This window comes from Sphingopyxis sp., assembly GCF_016704835.1.
Lineage (GTDB): Bacteria > Pseudomonadota > Alphaproteobacteria > Sphingomonadales > Sphingomonadaceae > Sphingopyxis.
Genome location: NZ_JADIZJ010000021.1, coordinates 592,046 through 608,150 on the forward strand (window position 1 = coordinate 592,046; position 16,105 = coordinate 608,150).

The 16,105-nt window shown below is 64.3% G+C and carries 19 protein-coding genes and 1 tRNA gene; 7 read left to right on the forward strand and 13 right to left on the reverse strand.

Annotated elements, in window-relative coordinates:
- Nucleotides 1–120 precede the first annotated feature (120 nt).
- From IPF76_RS17900 to eno, 4 genes are all read right to left on the reverse strand, one after another.
- Entirely contained in the window at nt 121–1,509 is a 1,389-nt protein-coding gene (locus IPF76_RS17900) for a pyruvate dehydrogenase complex E1 component subunit beta (RefSeq protein ID WP_293846768.1), read from the reverse strand.
- Between the two features lies 1 nt (nt 1,510).
- Nucleotides 1,511–2,581 (reverse strand): pyruvate dehydrogenase (acetyl-transferring) E1 component subunit alpha, encoded by a 1,071-nt coding sequence (gene pdhA / locus IPF76_RS17905; protein ID WP_293846770.1) that lies wholly within the window; start codon nt 2,579–2,581, stop codon nt 1,511–1,513.
- A 258-nt stretch (nt 2,582–2,839) separates the two neighbouring features.
- Nucleotides 2,840–3,166 carry a septum formation initiator family protein gene (locus IPF76_RS17910; RefSeq protein WP_293846772.1) on the reverse strand — a complete coding sequence of 109 codons (327 nt, stop codon included), beginning with the start codon at nt 3,164–3,166 and terminating at the stop codon, nt 2,840–2,842.
- Nucleotides 3,167–3,236: 70 nt separating this feature from the next.
- Nucleotides 3,237–4,511, reverse strand: coding sequence for a phosphopyruvate hydratase (gene eno, locus IPF76_RS17915; protein ID WP_293846774.1), 1,275 nt, complete (start codon nt 4,509–4,511; stop codon nt 3,237–3,239).
- A 202-nt stretch (nt 4,512–4,713) separates the two neighbouring features.
- On the opposite strand from eno, the gene IPF76_RS17920 reads away from it, so the two are divergent.
- The 5 genes from IPF76_RS17920 to IPF76_RS17940 all read left to right on the forward strand — a co-directional run bounded on the left by IPF76_RS17920 (nt 4,714) and on the right by IPF76_RS17940 (nt 6,744).
- A complete protein-coding gene (locus tag IPF76_RS17920; RefSeq protein ID WP_293846776.1) occupies nt 4,714–5,259 on the forward strand; it encodes a hypothetical protein in 546 nt (181 codons plus the stop codon).
- A 37-nt stretch (nt 5,260–5,296) separates the two neighbouring features.
- Entirely contained in the window at nt 5,297–5,731 is a 435-nt protein-coding gene (locus IPF76_RS17925; RefSeq protein WP_293846778.1) for a phage holin family protein, read from the forward strand.
- Complete coding sequence (locus IPF76_RS17930) at nt 5,715–6,122, forward strand: hypothetical protein (protein WP_293846780.1); 408 nt, start codon at nt 5,715–5,717, stop codon at nt 6,120–6,122. The genes IPF76_RS17925 and IPF76_RS17930 overlap by 17 nt, the downstream gene beginning before the upstream one ends.
- Nucleotides 6,106–6,459: a hypothetical protein gene (locus IPF76_RS17935; RefSeq protein ID WP_293846782.1), complete on the forward strand. Its 354-nt coding sequence runs from the start codon at nt 6,106–6,108 to the stop codon at nt 6,457–6,459. The genes IPF76_RS17930 and IPF76_RS17935 overlap by 17 nt, the downstream gene beginning before the upstream one ends.
- Before the next feature lie 69 nt (nt 6,460–6,528).
- Nucleotides 6,529–6,744 carry a DUF4170 domain-containing protein gene (locus IPF76_RS17940; RefSeq protein ID WP_137753697.1) on the forward strand — a complete coding sequence of 72 codons (216 nt, stop codon included), beginning with the start codon at nt 6,529–6,531 and terminating at the stop codon, nt 6,742–6,744.
- 106 nt (nt 6,745–6,850) lie between these two features.
- On the opposite strand, the gene IPF76_RS17945 is transcribed toward IPF76_RS17940, so the two are convergent.
- The 4 genes from IPF76_RS17945 to IPF76_RS17960 all read right to left on the reverse strand — a co-directional run bounded on the left by IPF76_RS17945 (nt 6,851) and on the right by IPF76_RS17960 (nt 11,075).
- Nucleotides 6,851–7,129 carry an ETC complex I subunit gene (locus tag IPF76_RS17945; RefSeq protein ID WP_293846784.1) on the reverse strand — a complete coding sequence of 93 codons (279 nt, stop codon included), beginning with the start codon at nt 7,127–7,129 and terminating at the stop codon, nt 6,851–6,853.
- Between the two features lie 70 nt (nt 7,130–7,199).
- The gene (gene hrpB, locus IPF76_RS17950) at nt 7,200–9,662 is read right to left on the reverse strand and encodes an ATP-dependent helicase HrpB (RefSeq protein ID WP_293847398.1); all 2,463 of its coding nucleotides are present in this window, start codon (nt 9,660–9,662) and stop codon (nt 7,200–7,202) included.
- Nucleotides 9,662–10,039, reverse strand: coding sequence for a DUF1801 domain-containing protein (locus IPF76_RS17955; RefSeq protein WP_293846786.1), 378 nt, complete (start codon nt 10,037–10,039; stop codon nt 9,662–9,664). The genes hrpB and IPF76_RS17955 overlap by 1 nt, the downstream gene beginning before the upstream one ends.
- 22 nt (nt 10,040–10,061) lie before the next feature.
- Nucleotides 10,062–11,075 (reverse strand): polyprenyl synthetase family protein, encoded by a 1,014-nt coding sequence (locus IPF76_RS17960; RefSeq protein ID WP_293846788.1) that lies wholly within the window; start codon nt 11,073–11,075, stop codon nt 10,062–10,064.
- Nucleotides 11,076–11,179: 104 nt separating this feature from the next.
- On the opposite strand from IPF76_RS17960, the gene IPF76_RS17965 reads away from it, so the two are divergent.
- Both IPF76_RS17965 and IPF76_RS17970 read left to right on the forward strand, forming a co-directional pair.
- Nucleotides 11,180–11,464 (forward strand): chorismate mutase, encoded by a 285-nt coding sequence (locus IPF76_RS17965; protein WP_293846790.1) that lies wholly within the window; start codon nt 11,180–11,182, stop codon nt 11,462–11,464.
- Nucleotides 11,461–12,156: a glutathione S-transferase N-terminal domain-containing protein gene (locus IPF76_RS17970; protein WP_293846792.1), complete on the forward strand. Its 696-nt coding sequence runs from the start codon at nt 11,461–11,463 to the stop codon at nt 12,154–12,156. The genes IPF76_RS17965 and IPF76_RS17970 overlap by 4 nt, the downstream gene beginning before the upstream one ends.
- A 78-nt stretch (nt 12,157–12,234) precedes the next feature.
- Here IPF76_RS17970 and IPF76_RS17975 read toward each other — a convergent pair whose 3' ends face one another.
- The 5 genes from IPF76_RS17975 to IPF76_RS17995 form a co-directional block, all read right to left on the reverse strand.
- Nucleotides 12,235–13,128 carry an OmpA family protein gene (locus IPF76_RS17975; protein WP_293846794.1) on the reverse strand — a complete coding sequence of 298 codons (894 nt, stop codon included), beginning with the start codon at nt 13,126–13,128 and terminating at the stop codon, nt 12,235–12,237.
- A 151-nt stretch (nt 13,129–13,279) separates the two neighbouring features.
- A complete protein-coding gene (locus IPF76_RS17980) occupies nt 13,280–14,593 on the reverse strand; it encodes a HAMP domain-containing sensor histidine kinase (RefSeq protein ID WP_293847399.1) in 1,314 nt (437 codons plus the stop codon).
- Nucleotides 14,594–14,698: 105 nt separating this feature from the next.
- Nucleotides 14,699–15,361 (reverse strand): response regulator transcription factor, encoded by a 663-nt coding sequence (locus tag IPF76_RS17985; RefSeq protein WP_293846796.1) that lies wholly within the window; start codon nt 15,359–15,361, stop codon nt 14,699–14,701.
- Nucleotides 15,362–15,477: 116 nt separating this feature from the next.
- Nucleotides 15,478–15,786, reverse strand: coding sequence for a hypothetical protein (locus tag IPF76_RS17990; RefSeq protein WP_293846798.1), 309 nt, complete (start codon nt 15,784–15,786; stop codon nt 15,478–15,480).
- A gap of 88 nt (nt 15,787–15,874) precedes the next feature.
- Nucleotides 15,875–15,949: transfer RNA gene (locus IPF76_RS17995), tRNA-Val, on the reverse strand.
- Nucleotides 15,950–16,105: the final 156 nt, after the last annotated feature.

Below are 16,105 nucleotides of genomic sequence, written 5' to 3' on the forward strand. Positions count from 1 at the left end.
CAGGAAGCGCTAGCAGCCCATCATCGTCATTGCGAGCGAAGCGAAGCAATCCAGAGCGGCCTTAAACCGCCCCTGGATTGCCGCGTCGCTTTGCTCCTCGCAATGACGAGGTGGAATAGATCACCCGCGATTGCGAACCGCCTTCACCGCTGCAACGACGCGCTGCACATCGACCAACGCCGCTTTCTCCAGGTTGGCGGCATAAGGCAGCGGCACGTCCTCGTTGCACACGCGCGTCACGGGGGCGTCGAGATCGTCGAAGCCGTGCTCCATCGCAACCATCGCGAGTTCGCTGGCGATCGAACAGGTCGGCCAGCCTTCCTCGACGACGACGAGATGGTTGGTCTTCTTGAGGCTCGCCAGCACCGTCGCAGTATCCAGCGGGCGCAAGGTGCGCAGGTCGATGACCTCGGCGTCGATGCCCTCGCCCGCCAGCTGCTCGGCGGCTTCGAGCGCGAGCCCGACGCCGATCGAATAGCTGACGACGGTGACGTCTTTGCCCGGTCGCATGATGCGCGCCTGACCGATCGGCAGGACATGATCGGGCAAGTCGGGAACGTCGAAGCTGCGGCCATAAAGCAGCTCGTTTTCGAGGAAGACGACGGGGTCTTCGGTGCGGATCGCGGCCTTGAGCAGTCCCTTGGCATCGGCGGCATCATAGGGCGCGATCACGATCAGGCCGGGGACGCTGGCGTACCATGGCGCATAATTCTGGCTGTGCTGCGCGCCGACGCGCGAGGCCGCGCCATTGGGGCCGCGGAACACGATCGGACAACGCATCTGTCCGCCCGACATGTAGTTGGTCTTGGCCGCCGAATTGACGATGTGGTCGATCGCCTGCATCGCGAAGTTGAACGTCATGAATTCGATGACCGGGCGCAGGCCGCCCATCGCGGCGCCCGTACCCAGGCCCGCGAAGCCATATTCGGTAATCGGGGTGTCGATGACGCGGCGCGCACCGAATTCATCGAGCAGCCCCTGCGTGACCTTGTACGCGCCCTGATATTCGGCGACTTCTTCGCCCATCACGAACACGCGGTCGTCGGCGCGCATTTCCTCGGCCATCGCGTCGCGCAATGCTTCGCGGACGGTCAAGCGGACCATCGCGGTGCCTTCTGGGATGGCGGGGTCGGCGACCGCGGCCTTCGCCTTGACGATGAGTTGCTCGGTTCCGCTTTCGGCTTTCCTTGGCGCTTCGTCTTTGGGTGCGTCGGCTTTCGGCGCTTCCGCGGTCGGCGCAGGCGCGGGAGTCGGGGCAGCGTCTTCGCCCTCGCCCGTAATCGTCGCGATTACGGTACCGACCTTCACATTGTCGGTGCCCTCGGCGATCAGGATCTGACCGATCGTGCCTTCGTCGATCGCTTCGAATTCCATCGTCGCCTTGTCGGTTTCGATCTCGGCGAGGATGTCGCCCGATTTGACCGTGTCGCCTTCCTTGACGAGCCACTTGGCGAGCGTGCCTTCTTCCATCGTCGGCGACAGCGCCGGCATTTTCAATTCGATGGCCATCTCAATATTGCTCCACCAGCACGTCGGTATAAAGTTCATGAAGTTCGGGTTCGGGCGCGCTTTCCGCAAAGTCGGCCGATTCCGCCACGATCGCACGGATTTCCTTGTCGATATCCTTGAACTTGTCCTCACCGATGCCGGCGTCGGTCATCAGCTTCTTCAGATGTTCGATGGCGTCCGACTTGTCGCGCACCGCCTGCACTTCCTCGCGGCTGCGATATTTCGCAGGGTCGGACATCGAATGACCGCGATAGCGATAGGTCTTCAATTCCATCAATACCGGCCCCTTGCCCGCGCGCACCCATTCGAGTGCCGCTTCGGCGGCACCGCGCACCGCGAGCACGTCCATGCCATCGACCTGCATCCCGGGGATGCGGAAGCTTTCGCCGCGGCGATAGAGCTGGTCCTCAGCCGACGAGCGATTGACCGACGTGCCCATCGCATACTGGTTGTTCTCGATCACGAAGATGATCGGCAGCTTCCACAGCTCGGCCATGTTGAAGCTTTCGTACACCTGCCCCTGGTTCGACGCGCCGTCGCCGAAATAGGACATCGCGACCCCGCCGTCGCCGCGGTATTTGTGCGCAAAGGCCAGCCCGGTGCCGAGCGACACCTGCGCCCCGACGATGCCATGGCCGCCATAGAATTTATGCTCGACGCTGAACATGTGCATCGAGCCGCCCTTGCCGCGCGAGATACCCGCAGCTCGGCCGGTCAGTTCAGCCATGATCACCTTAGGATCGATGCCGTACGCGAGCATATGACCATGATCGCGATAACCGGTGATGACGCTGTCCTTGTCCCCGTCGAGCGCCGACTGCAGGCCGACCGCGACGGCTTCCTGACCGATATAAAGGTGGCAGAAACCACCGATCAGGCCGAGCCCGTAAAGCTGCCCTGCTTTCTCTTCGAAGCGGCGGATGAGCAGCATCTCGCGATAGAATTTCTCCAGTTCCGCAGGCGTCGCGTCATAGGGGACGGGGTCGCGCGGTTGCTCGCGATTGTTCGCGGGGGTCGGAGTGGATGCAGTCTTTTTCGGCGCGGCGGATGCACGCGCAGGAGCTTTGGCCAAGGGAGGTTTCCTTTGCATTTAGCCGTTACGGCAAGGCCCCCTATAGGGGCGGCAAAGCGGGTTTGGCAACGCCCGGTTGGCAGCGGCGAAAGCCAAGCTACGTATGCAGCAACGGTCCAGCAAAGCTAACTGGCGTCATTGCGAGTAGCCGACGTAGACGCGGCATTCTCCAGCCATCGGCATCGCGCAATATCGACAGCAGGAGATTGCTTCGCTTCGCTCCCAATGACGGGAACGCGAATGGAAAGCAGGCTGCTTTCAGCGTTTCGCGTCGGGGTCCATCGGAATGATCACCTCATCGGGGTGATAAGCGCCCAACTTCTCGCGCACATATTCCTCCGCCAGATCGGGATCGACACGCCGCCGGTCGAGGAGGTTGACGCGGTTTTGAAGCTCGCTTTCCTTCTTGGCCAGTTCACTCAAGATCACGCGCTTCTTTTCGACCGACTGACCATAATCGCCCCAAGCGTAGAGCCCGGTCGGTCCGAAAATGATGTAACCGATCATCGCCAGCACCGCGATCACCGCGACCGCGGGGCCTACGGCCCGATTCATCGATTTGCGAAGTTTGTGGCGCTGCTGCATCGCCGCCTCTTGAATCAGAGTTGATTCATGGCGTCAAGGCATCAGGTCACAGTTTTCCGCTGCTTTGCGCTCAACCGAAAATCGTCGCCCCCGGGTAACGCGCCATGTCGCCCAGTTCTTCCTCGATGCGGATCAGCTGGTTGTATTTCGCGAGCCGGTCCGAGCGCGCGAGGCTGCCGGTTTTGATCTGGCCGCAGTTGGTCGCGACCGCGAGGTCGGCGATCGTCGAATCCTCGGTCTCGCCCGAGCGGTGCGACATCACCGCGGTGTAACGCGCGCGGTGCGCCATATCGACGGCGTCGAGGGTTTCGGACAGCGTGCCGATCTGGTTGACCTTGACGAGCAGCGAGTTGGCGAGGCCGTCCTTGATCCCCTGCTCCAGCCGCAGCGGGTTGGTGACGAACAGATCGTCGCCGACGAGTTGGCACTTGTCGCCGACGAGGTCGGTGAGCGCCTTCCAGCCCACAAAATCATCTTCGCTCATGCCGTCTTCGATTGACTTGATCGGATAGTCGTTGACGAGCGCGGCGAGATATTCGGCCATCTGCTCGGGGCTCAATGAAAGCCCCTCGCCGCTAATTTCATATTTGCCGTTCTTGAAAAATTCGGTTGCCGCGCAATCGAGCGCGAGCACGACGTCGGTGCCGAGCTTGAAGCCCGCCTGATCAACCGACGCGGCGATGAAGTCGAGCGCGGCGCGGGTCGAGGCGAGGTCGGGCGCGAAGCCGCCTTCGTCGCCGACCGCGGTCGCGAGACCCTTGGCCGACAGTCCTTTCTTCAGCGTGTGGAAAATCTCGCTGCCCCAGCGCACGGCTTCGGCGATGCTGCCGGCGCCGACGGGCATGATCATGAATTCCTGCACGTCGATCGGATTGTCGGCATGTTCGCCGCCGTTGATGATGTTCATCATCGGCACCGGCAGCGTGCGCGCAGACACGCCGCCGACATAGCGATAGAGCGGCAGCCCGCGCGCGTCGGCGGCGGCTTTCGCGGCGGCGAGGCTGACGCCGAGGATCGCATTGGCGCCGAGACGGCTCTTGTTCGCCGTGCCGTCGAGGTCGATCATCGTCATGTCGAGTTCGCGCTGATCCTCGGCATCGAGGCCGATCAGCGCGTCGGCGATGTCACCGTTGACCGCAGCGACCGCCTTGATCACGCCCTTGCCCAGATAGCGGCTCTTGTCGCCGTCGCGCAGTTCGACCGCTTCGTGCGCGCCGGTCGAGGCACCCGAGGGCACCGCGGCGCGGCCGAAGCTGCCATCCTCCAGCAGTACATCGACTTCGACGGTGGGGTTACCGCGGCTGTCGAGGATTTCGCGGCCGTGGATGTCGATGATGGCGGTCATGGAATAGGTCCTGCTGATGCCCTGACGACAGGGCGGTAGGGAAAGGCGCCCGCCTGTTATCGGCGCAGCGCAGTAAGCGCAATAATGCATAGGAATTTTGCTGGCCTATGGAACCAATGGCCGCGTCTTGCTATATATTCAGGCAGGACCAAAGGGATGTTCGCCAGTGCGGCGCCCGACACAAGAAGAAGAGGACAACGCCATGGCCAAGCCCGCTACTCCCGCGACCAAGAAAGTTGCTGCTCCGCGTCCCAAGGCACCCGCCAAAGCCGCCGCCATCAAGGCGGCTCCGGCGCGCAAGCCCACGACGGTGAAGGCTGCCAAGGATCATCCGATCCGCGATCAGCTGGCCGCGACACGCGACACCATCAAGACCGAAGCATCGAAAAAGGCCGCCTCACTGAAGGGGGAAGCAACCACGCTGGCGAACCAGGCATCAGCCAAGGCGCGCGATGCGGCGACCAAGGGCAAGGGCAAAGCCGCCGATGCGGTCGGCAACCTCGCCAAGATGCTGGAAGACAGCGCGGGTACCGTCGACACCAAATTCGGCAAGCAATATGGCGACTATGCGCGCTCCGCCGCGGCGACCGTCGCCGGCCTCGCCTCGACGCTCGACAAGAAGGATCTCGACGAGCTCGCCGCTTCGACGAAGGACATGGTCAAGAAGAACCCGGCGATCGCGGTCGGCGCCGCCACGGTGATCGGCTTTGTGCTCGCCCGCATGCTCAAGGGCGGCTCGAACGATTGACAAGGTCTTGCCATCCGCAGATCCGACCCTCCCGCCCATGTCCGAAGAGCGCAGCTTTGACGGCATAAGTCACGGCTATGCGCCCGACGGGCCGCCGGTTGCCGCGCCGCCGGTGCCGATCGAGAAGATTGTCGGCGATGTCGTCGACAATCTGTCGGCGACCGCGCGGGCGGAGTTTGCGCTGATCGAAGCCCGCGGTGAGCTGGCGCTGCATGGCGCCAGTCGCGCCGCGATCTGGGGCGGCGTTGCCGCGACGGCCGCCGGGGTTGCACTGCTGGCGCTGGCATTTGGCGCGATCCTGGCGCTCTCGCCTCAGATCGGGCCGTTGCTGGCGACCGTGGTTGTCGTTTCCGCGCTGCTGGTAATTGCAGCACTCGCGGCGTGGCGCGCGCACAGCCATTATGGCGATATCCGCACTGCGCTGCGACGTGACCTGACCAATGAGGGGATCGACGATGGCGCGGACGCGTAACCGCCTGATTGCCGCGGCGCGCCGCTCGATGCTCCAGCGCGCCGAACTGCACCGGCGGCTCGAGGTTGCCAAGGCGGCGTTGAAGCCCGGCGCGCTGGTCGATCGCGGCAAATATCGGCTCAATGCAAAGATCGACGACACCGCGCATGCGGTGCGGCAGGAGTTTCGCAACAATCGCGTGCCGATCGCGCTGGCCGCGATGGCCGGGGCCGCCTGGCTATTGCGCGAACCAATCAAGGAACATGCGCCGCGGCTGACGCGCAAGATTCAGGATATGGCGAACGCGATCACCGATCGCTTGCACCCCGCCGACGAAACAGCTGACGAAACATATGCCGATGACGGCGAACCTATCGAACCAGTGGAGAATGACGATGAAGCCGTTCAGTGAAACCGCCAGCGACGCGCGCGCCAAAGCAAGTGAACTTGCCGAGAAAACCGCCGAAAATGCGCGGCTGACTGCCGAGGCCGCGAAGGCGCGGATCCAGGACGGCTATGGCCGCGCGCGCGCCGCGACCGAAGATTTCGCGCACAAAGCCAGCGAACAGGCGGGCGTCGCCCGCGAAGCCGCCGGCGAAGTGTATGAAAAGGGCAAGGTCCAGGCCAAGCGCGCAAACAGCAAGCTGAAAGAAGCGGCCGAGAAGCAGCCGATGGCGCTCGTCGCCGGAGCGATCGCGATCGGCGCTTTGCTTGGATCGCTGCTCCCCAAGGGCCGCAAGGACGACTGACCGGCTTGCCGTAACGGCGAAGCGCTGTTAGGGGCCGCGCCTTCTCCCCGACCCGCAAGGACAGCAGCCATGAGCAAATTGCATCTCGTGTTCGGTGGACGCGTCAGCGATCCCCAGGGCACCGACTTTGTCGACCTCCACAACCTCGACGTCGTCGGGCTGTTCCCCGATTACAAATCGGCGGAGAAGGCTTGGCGCGCCGCGGCGCAGCGCACGGTCGACGATGCCGAAATGAAATATGTGGTGGTGCATCTGCACAAGCTGTTGCAGCCGGACAGCGAGTAGCCGCGCTCGTCATTGCGAGGAGCGAAGCGACGCAGCAATCCCGAGCCTGCGTAAACCGCGCTAGATTGCTTCGCTTCGCTCGCAATGACGAAGGAATCTTGAAAATTTACCGGAAATTATCCGCGTAAGCCTGGATCTTCAACGTCCGCACCGGCGGCGCAACCACCTCAGCATCGATCCCGTTGCGCTCCGCATAGGCCAGCGCCTCGGCCTGGCTCGCAAAGCCGAGCCGGATCTGCCGCTGCGTATCGCCGCTGCCCGCCCAACCCATCAGCGGATCGGGCTTGCGCGCTTCGGCGGGGGCAAATTCGAGTATCCAGCGCTGGGTCCCAGCACGCCCCGACTGCATAGCATTTTTGGGTTTCTGGAAAATACGCGCTTTCATCGGGACTATCCTGCGTGGGTTGGGCTTTCGGTGCCTTAGCGGCTTGCTGGCCTCGCGAAAAGGGCCAACCTCATGCCCCGTCGCGTCGCGCCTGCGCCGCCTTCGTCATGAGTGTCGGCCGCGCATTCGCAGGATCGTCGGGCCAGCTATGCTTGGGATAACGGCCCCGCATCTCGCGCGCCACGTCGTGCCAGCTGCCGCCCCAGAAACTGCTGAGGTCGCGCGTCGTCTGGATCGGGCGGTGCGCGGGTGAAGTTAGCGCGAGCACCAGCGGCACTGGTGGATCGCCGATCACCGGGTGCCGCGTCAAACCATATAGTTCCTGCACCCGCACGCTGACCGTCGGCCCGCCGTCGGCACCATAATCGATCGGATGGCGGCTACCCGCCGGGGTAACGTAATCGGCCGGGGCGTGCTTTTCGAGCAACTGCCGCGCCGGCCAGTCGAGCAGCGCCATCAGCGCGTCGGTCAGCGTGCGATCGCCAATGTCGCGCAGCCCGCGACAGCCGGCGAGCAACGGCGCCAGCCAGATGTCGAGGCTGTCGGCGAGCGCACCGGTCGACAGCGTATCGATGCCCGCAAAGCTCGCCCGCTGGCGCAGCGCCTGCGCCGCCGGCCCCCAGCCGATGAGCCCGAGCCCCTTGTCGCGCACCGCTGTGAGCCGCAGCGCAATATCGTGCTCGACATTGTCGCTGCGCCCCGCCTGCCCACTGGTCAACGCGATCGCGCCGAGCCGTCGTTCGCGGCGATGATCGACGCGGTCGCTGGCGGCATCATAGCTGCTCGCAGCATGCGCGACGATGCGGTCGGCGAAGATCGCCTCGACCTCGGCCTGCTCAATCGGCGCAGCGGCGAGGATGCGGACTCCGGCGGCATGCCCCTGCGCATCCGCGATCGCGAGCCATTCACTGCCCGCCAGCGGCTCGACCGGGTCGATGCGATAGGCGCGGCCACCGACGCTGAGATATTCGCCGCGCTGCCCCGCCCGCTGGCGCGCCACGCGATCGGGCCAGGCAGTCGAGATCCAGCCGCCGATCGAGCGCGGCGCCACCTCATCAGTCCCTGCCGCCAGCTTGTCACCGATGCTCGCCAATCGCCGTGCCAGGCGGACAGCGCCCTCGCTACGGTCGCCGCGCTGACCGCGCCAGCGCCCGAGCCGCGCTTCGACATCGACGCCGCGCCCGCCGAGCCCCGGTTCGGTCAGCAGCACCGCGAGGCGTCCGGCCATGTCGCCTTCCCCCGCGCGCGCTGCGTCAAGCAGCATATGCGCGAGCGGGACGGGCAGCGGGATTGCAGCCAGCGCCTTGCCATGCGCGGTGATGCGGCCGTCCTCGCCGAGCGCGCCGATTCCCTGCAAGCGGGTCTTGGCGTCGGCGATGGCGGCAGGCGATGGCGGATCTAGCCAGCCGAGCTGGCGCGGATCGATGATGCCCCAGCTGGCGCAATCGAGCACGACAGGCATCAGGTCATTCTCGTGAATTTCGGGCGGATCGAACGGCGGCATCCCTGCGGTCGCGGCCGCTTCCCATAACCGATAGGCAACCCCCGGTCCCTGGCGCGCCGCACGACCGGCGCGCTGCGTCGCCGAAGCCTGGCTGGCGCGTTCGGTGACGAGCCGCGCGATGCCCGCCGCCTTATCGAAGCGCGGGCGGCGCGACAGGCCCGCGTCAATAACGATCCGTACCCCGTCGATGGTCAGGCTGGTTTCGGCAATACTCGTCGCGAGGATCAGCTTGCGCCCGCCATCGGGATCGCGGACGAGCGCCTTGCGCTGCAACGTCGGATCGATCTGACCGTGCAGGCGGTGGACGACGAGCGGCAACCCCGCCCCCTCGACCGCCGCCGCGGCGCGCTCGATGTCGGCGGCGCCGGGCAGGAAGGCGAGCATATCGCCCTCAGGTTCGTCCGCCATCGCCTGCCGCACCGCGACCAGCACGCTCGCTTCCAACCGATCCTCGGCGCGGCGGCCGACGTGGCGCAGGTCGAGCGGGAAAATCTTGCCCTCGCTGCGCACTACCGGCGCGTTGCCGAGCAGCGCGCCAAAGCGCGCGCCGTCGAGCGTCGCCGACATCGCGATCAGCCGCAGATCGTCGCGCAGCCCCTGCTGCGCGTCGATCGCCAATGCCAGTGCGAAATCGCCGTCGAGGCTGCGTTCGTGGACCTCGTCGAACAGCACCGCTGACACTCCCGACAATTCGGGATCGGCCAGGATGCGGTTGCGGAACAGCCCCGGAGTCATCACCAGCAGCCGCGTCGCCGCCGACTGTTTGCTGTCGAGCCGCGTCGCATAGCCGACCTTTGCGCCGACCGGCTCGCCCAGCTCGTCGGCAATCCGCTCGGCTGCCGCGCGCGCTGCGAGGCGACGGGGCGAGAGCAGCCACACATCACCGCTGCACCACGGCTGTGCCAGCAGCGCGGGCGCGACGCGTGTCGTCTTGCCGGCCCCCGGCGGCGCGACGACGACGGCATTTGGTTTGAGCACCAGCGCCGCCATGATGTCGGGCAAAACCTGATCGATCGGGAGCGCCTGCATCATGCCCGCGCCGCGGGATTGCCCAGTTCGGCGTTGAGGTGACAGGCCTCGGCGGCAAGGCTCGCAACGTGTTCGGCAGTTATTTCGGTCGTTTCGGTCAGCACCAGATTGCCGAGTTGGTACTTGCCGCTCGCCTTGATCCGCGGCTCAAGATCGCGCAGCCGCTTGCCGCGCCAGAAGCCGAGCAGGACGCGCTGCTCCTCGGCGCGGATCAGGATGCACGGGCCGTTCGCCGTGAAAACAATATTGGTCCATTTGATCGTTTCTTCGAAGGGCGCGGCGGCCATAACGGCCGCACGCATCATCCAGCAACGCTCGAGCTGCCAGCCGGATAGGGCGGCGATATAGGCGTCGGGTGTTTCCGCAACCGGACCCATGCCCATTTCCATCACGCGCGGCTCAATAAGCGCGCGCGATGGCGAACGCGACCGCCTCAGTCAGCGCCGCTTTAGCCTGGCTAGCGCGAAAGCCGCCGATCGCGTCGACGGCGCGCTGGCCATAATGCCGCGCCCGCGCCAGCGTGTCTTCGATCGTGCCATGTCTATGGAGCAGGCTGGTGGCGTGAAGCAGGTCTTCGTCGGCGGTGCGATGGCCGGTGATCGCGAGCTTCCAGAATTCGCGCTCCTCGGCGCTGCCGCGGGCATAGGCGAGGATGACGGGCAGCGTGACCTTGCCATCGCGGAAATCGTCGCCGACGCCTTTGCCCATGGTTTCGGCGTCCGAAACATAGTCGATCGCATCGTCGACGAGCTGGAACGCAATGCCCAGATTGCGGCCATAGGCGTCGAGCGCCGCTTCGGTCGCCTCGTCGCGCTCGGCGACAACCGCAGCGATCTTGCACGCGGCGGCGAACAGTTCGGCGGTCTTGGCATTGATGATCGCCAGATACTGGTCTTCGCTGGTTTCGATGCGGCGCTGCGCCGACAGCTGGTTGACCTCACCCTCGGCAATCACCGCCGACGCACGCGACAGGATCTTGAGCACCTTCAGCGATCCGTCTTCGACCATCACCTCGAACGCGCGGCTGAACAGGAAATCGCCGACCAGCACCGACGCGCTGTTGCCCCAGATCAGGTTCGCGGTCTTGCGGCCGCGGCGCAGGTCCGATTTGTCGACGACATCGTCGTGGAGCAGGGTCGCGGTGTGGATGAATTCGACCGCTGCCGCCAGTTTGCAGTGGCGGCGCCCTGGATAGTCGAGCAGCTTGCCGCACGCGAGGGTCAGCATCGGCCGCATCCGTTTGCCGCCGCCGGCGATCAGGTGACCGGCGAGTTCGGGGATCAGCGGTACTTCGGATTGCATGCGGTCAAGAATGACCGAATTGACCTCGTTCATGTCGGCGACGACAAGCGCCATCATCGGGTCGAGCGAGGGGGGCCGTTCGCCGTGGAGCTGATGGATTTCGGCAGTCATAATGCGGCGAGCCTTGGCCGCGCGGCCACGATTTTGCAACGACTTTCGGCTTGCCAGTGCCCCCTGCACAGTGCCAAGCGATCGATGTACGAGAGGAGCCGCCTATGGACGACCAACTGAGCCGTTACCGCCAGAGCATCGACAATATTGACGCGGCGCTCGTCTATATGCTTGCCGAGCGATTCAAGGTCACGAAGGCCGTCGGCGAGCTGAAAGCACGCGACGGCCTGCCCCCTGCCGATCCGGGCCGCGAGGAACGCCAGATCGAGCGGCTGCGGTCGCTGGCGCGCGATGCGGACCTTGATCCAGAATTCAGCGAGAAATTCCTGCGCTTCATCATTGAGGAAGTGATCCGCCATCACCAACAGGTGCGCGAGGGGGGCGCGTGAGCACCGACCATCCGATCTTCTCGCGCTGGCCCGCGCAGCACCCGGGTCGGCTCCAGCTCTTTTCTGCCCCGACGCCGAATGGCGTGAAGGCCGGGATCATGCTTGAGGAAACAGCGCTGCCGTATGAGGCGCACCGTATCGACATCATGTCGAACGAAAGCCACGATCCGGCGTTTCTCGCGCTCAATCCAAATGGCAAAATTCCGGCGATCTACGATCCCGACGGCCCGGGCGGCAAGGCGCTCGCGTTGTGGGAATCGGGCGCGATCCTGATCTACCTCGCCGACAAGAGCGGCCAGTTGCTCGCGACCGACGCGGCCATTCGCTACGAAACGATCCAATGGGTGATGTGGCAGATGGGCGGGGTTGGCCCGATGTTTGGCCAGCTCGGTTTCTTCCACAAATTTGCGGGGCGCGAATATGAGGACAAGCGCCCGCGCGATCGTTATGCGGCGGAATCTTCGCGGCTGCTCGCCGTCCTCGACGCGCGGCTGACCGACCGAGCGTGGATCATGGGCGACGATTACAGCATCGCCGACATTTCGCTGCTCGGCTGGGTACGCAATCTGATCGGTTTTTACGAGGCCGCCGAGATTGTCGGTTTCGACCGATTCTCCCAGGTGCAACGCTGGCTAGACGCGGGACTGATGCGACCGGCGGTGCAGCGCGGCCTGACGGTCACCGCGGCCTAAGGGTGCGCTAGCGAGCGAAACGAGGCTTTCGGCCGACAATCAAGGGGTGAGCGAACCCACCCCCTGTAGTTTCGCTACTTACAGGCCATCGAGTCCCTTGCTGACCAGAATATTCACCGCGACGCGACGGTTCTGCGCCTTGCCTTCGGGGGTCGTATTGTCCGCCGCCGGGTCAGCTTCGGCCATTCCAGTGGGGGTCAGCATGCGATAGGGTTTCCAACGGCAGGCCTGCTGGAGATGATTGACGACACGGCCGGCGCGCTTTTCGCTCAGCTCCTGGTTAAGTTCCTCGCTGCCCGTAGAATCGGTGTAGCCGACGACCAGCAGCAGGGCGTTATCCATCGCCTCGGCCTGGGTTGCCGCGGTGCAGAGGTCGGCTTTCGCCTGCGCCGACAGCACGGCCTTGCCGGTGTCGAAATTCACGTTGATCGTGCCTTTGACATTATACTGGTCGATATCGCCAACCCGGCTGCGCAGCGCCTCGGTTGCCGCCGTCTGTTCGGCAAAACGCTGGTCGGTGCCGGTCCGGATCATCGACGCTGTGCGCAGATCCCTGCTCTTGAGATCAACCTGGCTCGCAACCAAGCCGCCATCCCACTGCAAGGTCTCGACAGTGACGGGCAGACCGTTGAGCAGCGAATCTGCCGCCAGCTTGTCGCTATTGAGGCCCAAAAATCCGCCCTTGGACTTGATCTTGGTATAGTCAGCGATCGCGATACTCGTGTTGTTGCCATCGGCCGTCCGGACCTGCATCCGACCGTCGCTGCGCGCGGCGATGATGCCTTCGACGTCTGGCCCCTTGGTCATCTGATCGGGCGACGGCAGTGTGCCATAAACGGTTGCCATGACTTCGCCGCCATCGGCCGACTCCTGCGGCGGTTCCTGCGACTGTGCAGCGAGGCTGACGGGCGCGGTGCTGGCGAGCATGGCCAGCAGCAACAATGTTCTTGGTCGTTTGGAAACGGTAAGCATGACCCTACTCCTTCAGTAATCCGCCCCCGCGATTTCCCGTCGCCCCTTCTGGCAAGTCGATACGTCCGGCAAGTCAGGACCGTCGATTGCGCCGACAATATGGGCGGATTGTGCGGTGAGCCGATGCACAGTGCCCTCACAACTGCGATTTTCAGGGCAGTTCGCTTGCGGGCAAACGCAGTCGAACGAGCAGCCCACCCAGATCCTCGCTCTCTTCCAGTGCAATGCTGCCGCCGTAGATTTCGGCGACGTCGCGGACGATCGCGAGGCCGAGTCCCGTACCCGGCTTGCCGCTGTCGAGCCGGACGCCGCGGTCGAAGATGCGGGTCCGATCGGCGGGCGATATCCCGGGACCATCGTCTTCGACCATGATTTCGACCATCGCGCCCTCGCGCTGAATCGTGACAAAGACGCTGCCGCCGCCATATTTGGCGGCGTTTTCGAGCAAATTGCCAACCAGTTCGTCGAGGTCCTGGCGTTCGACGCGCGCAACCAATTGCTTGTCGCCCACCGCGTCAAGCCGCACCCTGGGATAAAGCAGCGCCACGGCGCGCGTCACGCTATCGACGCTCTCGCGGACATTGGCACGCGCCTGTGCTGCACCACGTCGGCCGACGGCGCGCGCTCGGGCGAGATGGTGCTCGACCTGCCGCTGCATTGTCGCCGCCTCGCGCCGCACAGTGTCGGCCAGCGGCGATGTCTGGCTGGTCGCGCTGTTGAGCAGCACGGTCAGCGGGGTTTTAAGCGCATGCGCAAGATTGCCGGCGTGGAGCCGCGCTTCCTCGGCCTGCTTCTCGTTATGCGCTAGCAGCGCATTGAGTTCGTCGACCATCGGCTGCACTTCCAGCGGCAACGGCGCATCGACGCGGCGATTCTGCCCACCGCGCATCGCGGCGATCGCACGGCGAATATGGCGCAGCGGCCATAGCCCGTAAAAGGTCTGGAGCGCGGCGAGCATGAGGAGGCCGAGGCCAAGCAGCGCGAGACTAGGGATCAGCGTCGCGCGCACCGCGCCGACCTGCGTGTCGAGCGCCTCGCGCGACTGCGCGATCTGATAGCGCCAACTGACCCTGCTGCCTGGCAGAATGACATTGCGTTCGAGGACGCGCAATTCCTCGTCGGGGAACTGGTTGCTGTCGTAAATGTGGATCTCGTTGTCGATATGCGCGGTCGGTGCTTTCAGCGACCGTTCCCACAGCGAGCGCGAGCGATAGGGTTCCTGCGTGCCACCGCTGATCTGCCAATAAAGGCCGCTATAGGGTTCGAGGAACCGCTGGTCGCCGAGCGGTTCGACCAGCCGCACCTCGCCATCGGGGCCGATTTCGGATGAACGGATCATCGCGATCAGCACATATTCGAGACTCGAATCGAAATTGCGCGTGATCGCGCCGGTCAGCACCCGGTCGAGCGCGAAACCGCCGCCGATCAGCAGCACCGAAATCCACAACGCCGCAATCGCAATCATGCGCCGCGCCAGCGAGCCGGTGATACGGCTGGTCAGCGCGACCGGTTTTGCCGCAGCGTCCGCTTCTCTTTTAACCGCCGGGGTGACGTCGGCGTCGGCCATAAGTTATTGCGGATCGTCGAGCTGGTAGCCGAGGCCGCGGATCGTCGTGATGATGTCGGCGCCGAGTTTTTTGCGGATGCGCGTCACGAACACCTCGATCGTGTTCGAATCGCGATCGAAGTCCTGATCATAGATATGTTCGATCAACTCGGTGCGCGAAACGACCTTACCCTTGTGATGAATCAGATATGACAGCAGCTTATATTCCTGCGCGGTCAACTTCACCGCTTCGCCGGCGAGCGTCACGCGGCCCGAACGCGTGTCGAGCCGCACCTGGCCCGCGGTCAACTCGCTTGACGCATTGCCTGCAGCACGGCGGATCAGCGCCCGCAGGCGGGCGATCAATTCCTCGGTCTGGAACGGTTTGGCAAGATAGTCATCAGCGCCGGCATCGAGCCCGGCGACCTTGTCCGACCAGCTGTCGCGCGCGGTGAGCACGAGGACGGGGAAGTTGCGCTTTTCGCGGCGCCAGCGGTCGAGCACCGTCAGCCCGTCAATCTCCGGGAGGCCGAGGTCGAGAATCGCAGCATCGTAATTTTCGGTCGAGCCGAGGAAGTGGCCATCCTCGCCATCGGTCGCCAGATCGACGGCATAGCCTGCGCCTTCCAGCGTCGCTTTCAGCTGCGGGCCGAGGGTGGGTTCGTCTTCGACAATCAATATCCGCATTCGGACGCCTTTCCTTTGCTGACCGGCGGAACCGGCCGCATGTTTCGACTGTGTATCAAGTCCGAACGATCATCGCAAAATGTCGTTGCGCCCGGACCTTCAGCAATTTGTGACGATCAGGGTTTGCGGCCGACAATCCGGCCGGTGCGGGCATCGACATAAACAACGACAACCTGGCTGCCGTCCATGAATTTCAACGCATAGATCATGCGTCCCGCGTCGAATTGCGGCCCACCGAGATAGGTCATCTCGCTATAGGGCGCGCGCGACCGGACGTCAGCGATCAGTCGGTTCAGCGGAATGACCTGCCCCTGGGCTGCCGCTTCGCGCAGATGATCCTGATCGCGATCGCCGCGCGCGATGGCGGGCGCCGCTGCGGATAGCAGCAGGGCAGAGATGAGTGCGAAGGTCAGGGTGCGGATCATGGTCGTCTCTCTAATGCGAAAGCATTGAATAGGCGATGAATGGTCCGGTCAGCTCCCGTATCGCTTGCGCGCCTGGCCGATCGGGCCATGGTGGGCGCGGCAGGGATTGAACCTGCGACCCCACCCGTGTGAAGGGTGTGCTCTACCACTGAGCTACGCGCCCGTCCGGGTCGGACGATTAGCCGATGCCAGAAAGCCGCACGTCCATAGCCGCTGCACCGATGATTGCAACGGCGATTTCGTCCTTACCATCGGTCCGATGCAAATCAGGCCGCAGCTTGCGCTGCGGCCTGAAATATTCTCACCGAAGGGGTTGGCC

What these genes read in the sequence shown, in the direction of transcription:
- IPF76_RS17925 (WP_293846778.1), top strand. Translation starts at nt 5,297, where the DNA reads ATGTCCGAAGAGCGCAGCTTTGACGGCATAAGTCACGGCTATGCGCCC.
- IPF76_RS17900 (WP_293846768.1), bottom strand. Translation starts at nt 1,509, where the DNA reads ATGGCCATCGAATTGAAAATGCCGGCGCTGTCGCCGACGATGGAAGAA.
- IPF76_RS17945 (WP_293846784.1), bottom strand. Translation starts at nt 7,129, where the DNA reads ATGAAAGCGCGTATTTTCCAGAAACCCAAAAATGCTATGCAGTCGGGG.
- IPF76_RS17965 (WP_293846790.1), top strand. Translation starts at nt 11,180, where the DNA reads ATGGACGACCAACTGAGCCGTTACCGCCAGAGCATCGACAATATTGAC.
- IPF76_RS17940 (WP_137753697.1), top strand. Translation starts at nt 6,529, where the DNA reads ATGAGCAAATTGCATCTCGTGTTCGGTGGACGCGTCAGCGATCCCCAG.
- eno (WP_293846774.1), bottom strand. Translation starts at nt 4,511, where the DNA reads ATGACCGCCATCATCGACATCCACGGCCGCGAAATCCTCGACAGCCGC.
- hrpB (WP_293847398.1), bottom strand. Translation starts at nt 9,662, where the DNA reads ATGCAGGCGCTCCCGATCGATCAGGTTTTGCCCGACATCATGGCGGCG.
- IPF76_RS17910 (WP_293846772.1), bottom strand. Translation starts at nt 3,166, where the DNA reads ATGCAGCAGCGCCACAAACTTCGCAAATCGATGAATCGGGCCGTAGGC.
- IPF76_RS17985 (WP_293846796.1), bottom strand. Translation starts at nt 15,361, where the DNA reads ATGCGGATATTGATTGTCGAAGACGAACCCACCCTCGGCCCGCAGCTG.
- IPF76_RS17975 (WP_293846794.1), bottom strand. Translation starts at nt 13,128, where the DNA reads ATGCTTACCGTTTCCAAACGACCAAGAACATTGTTGCTGCTGGCCATG.
- IPF76_RS17920 (WP_293846776.1), top strand. Translation starts at nt 4,714, where the DNA reads ATGGCCAAGCCCGCTACTCCCGCGACCAAGAAAGTTGCTGCTCCGCGT.
- IPF76_RS17935 (WP_293846782.1), top strand. Translation starts at nt 6,106, where the DNA reads ATGAAGCCGTTCAGTGAAACCGCCAGCGACGCGCGCGCCAAAGCAAGT.
- IPF76_RS17990 (WP_293846798.1), bottom strand. Translation starts at nt 15,786, where the DNA reads ATGATCCGCACCCTGACCTTCGCACTCATCTCTGCCCTGCTGCTATCC.
- IPF76_RS17930 (WP_293846780.1), top strand. Translation starts at nt 5,715, where the DNA reads ATGGCGCGGACGCGTAACCGCCTGATTGCCGCGGCGCGCCGCTCGATG.
- IPF76_RS17980 (WP_293847399.1), bottom strand. Translation starts at nt 14,593, where the DNA reads ATGATTGCGATTGCGGCGTTGTGGATTTCGGTGCTGCTGATCGGCGGC.
- IPF76_RS17955 (WP_293846786.1), bottom strand. Translation starts at nt 10,039, where the DNA reads ATGGGTCCGGTTGCGGAAACACCCGACGCCTATATCGCCGCCCTATCC.
- IPF76_RS17960 (WP_293846788.1), bottom strand. Translation starts at nt 11,075, where the DNA reads ATGACTGCCGAAATCCATCAGCTCCACGGCGAACGGCCCCCCTCGCTC.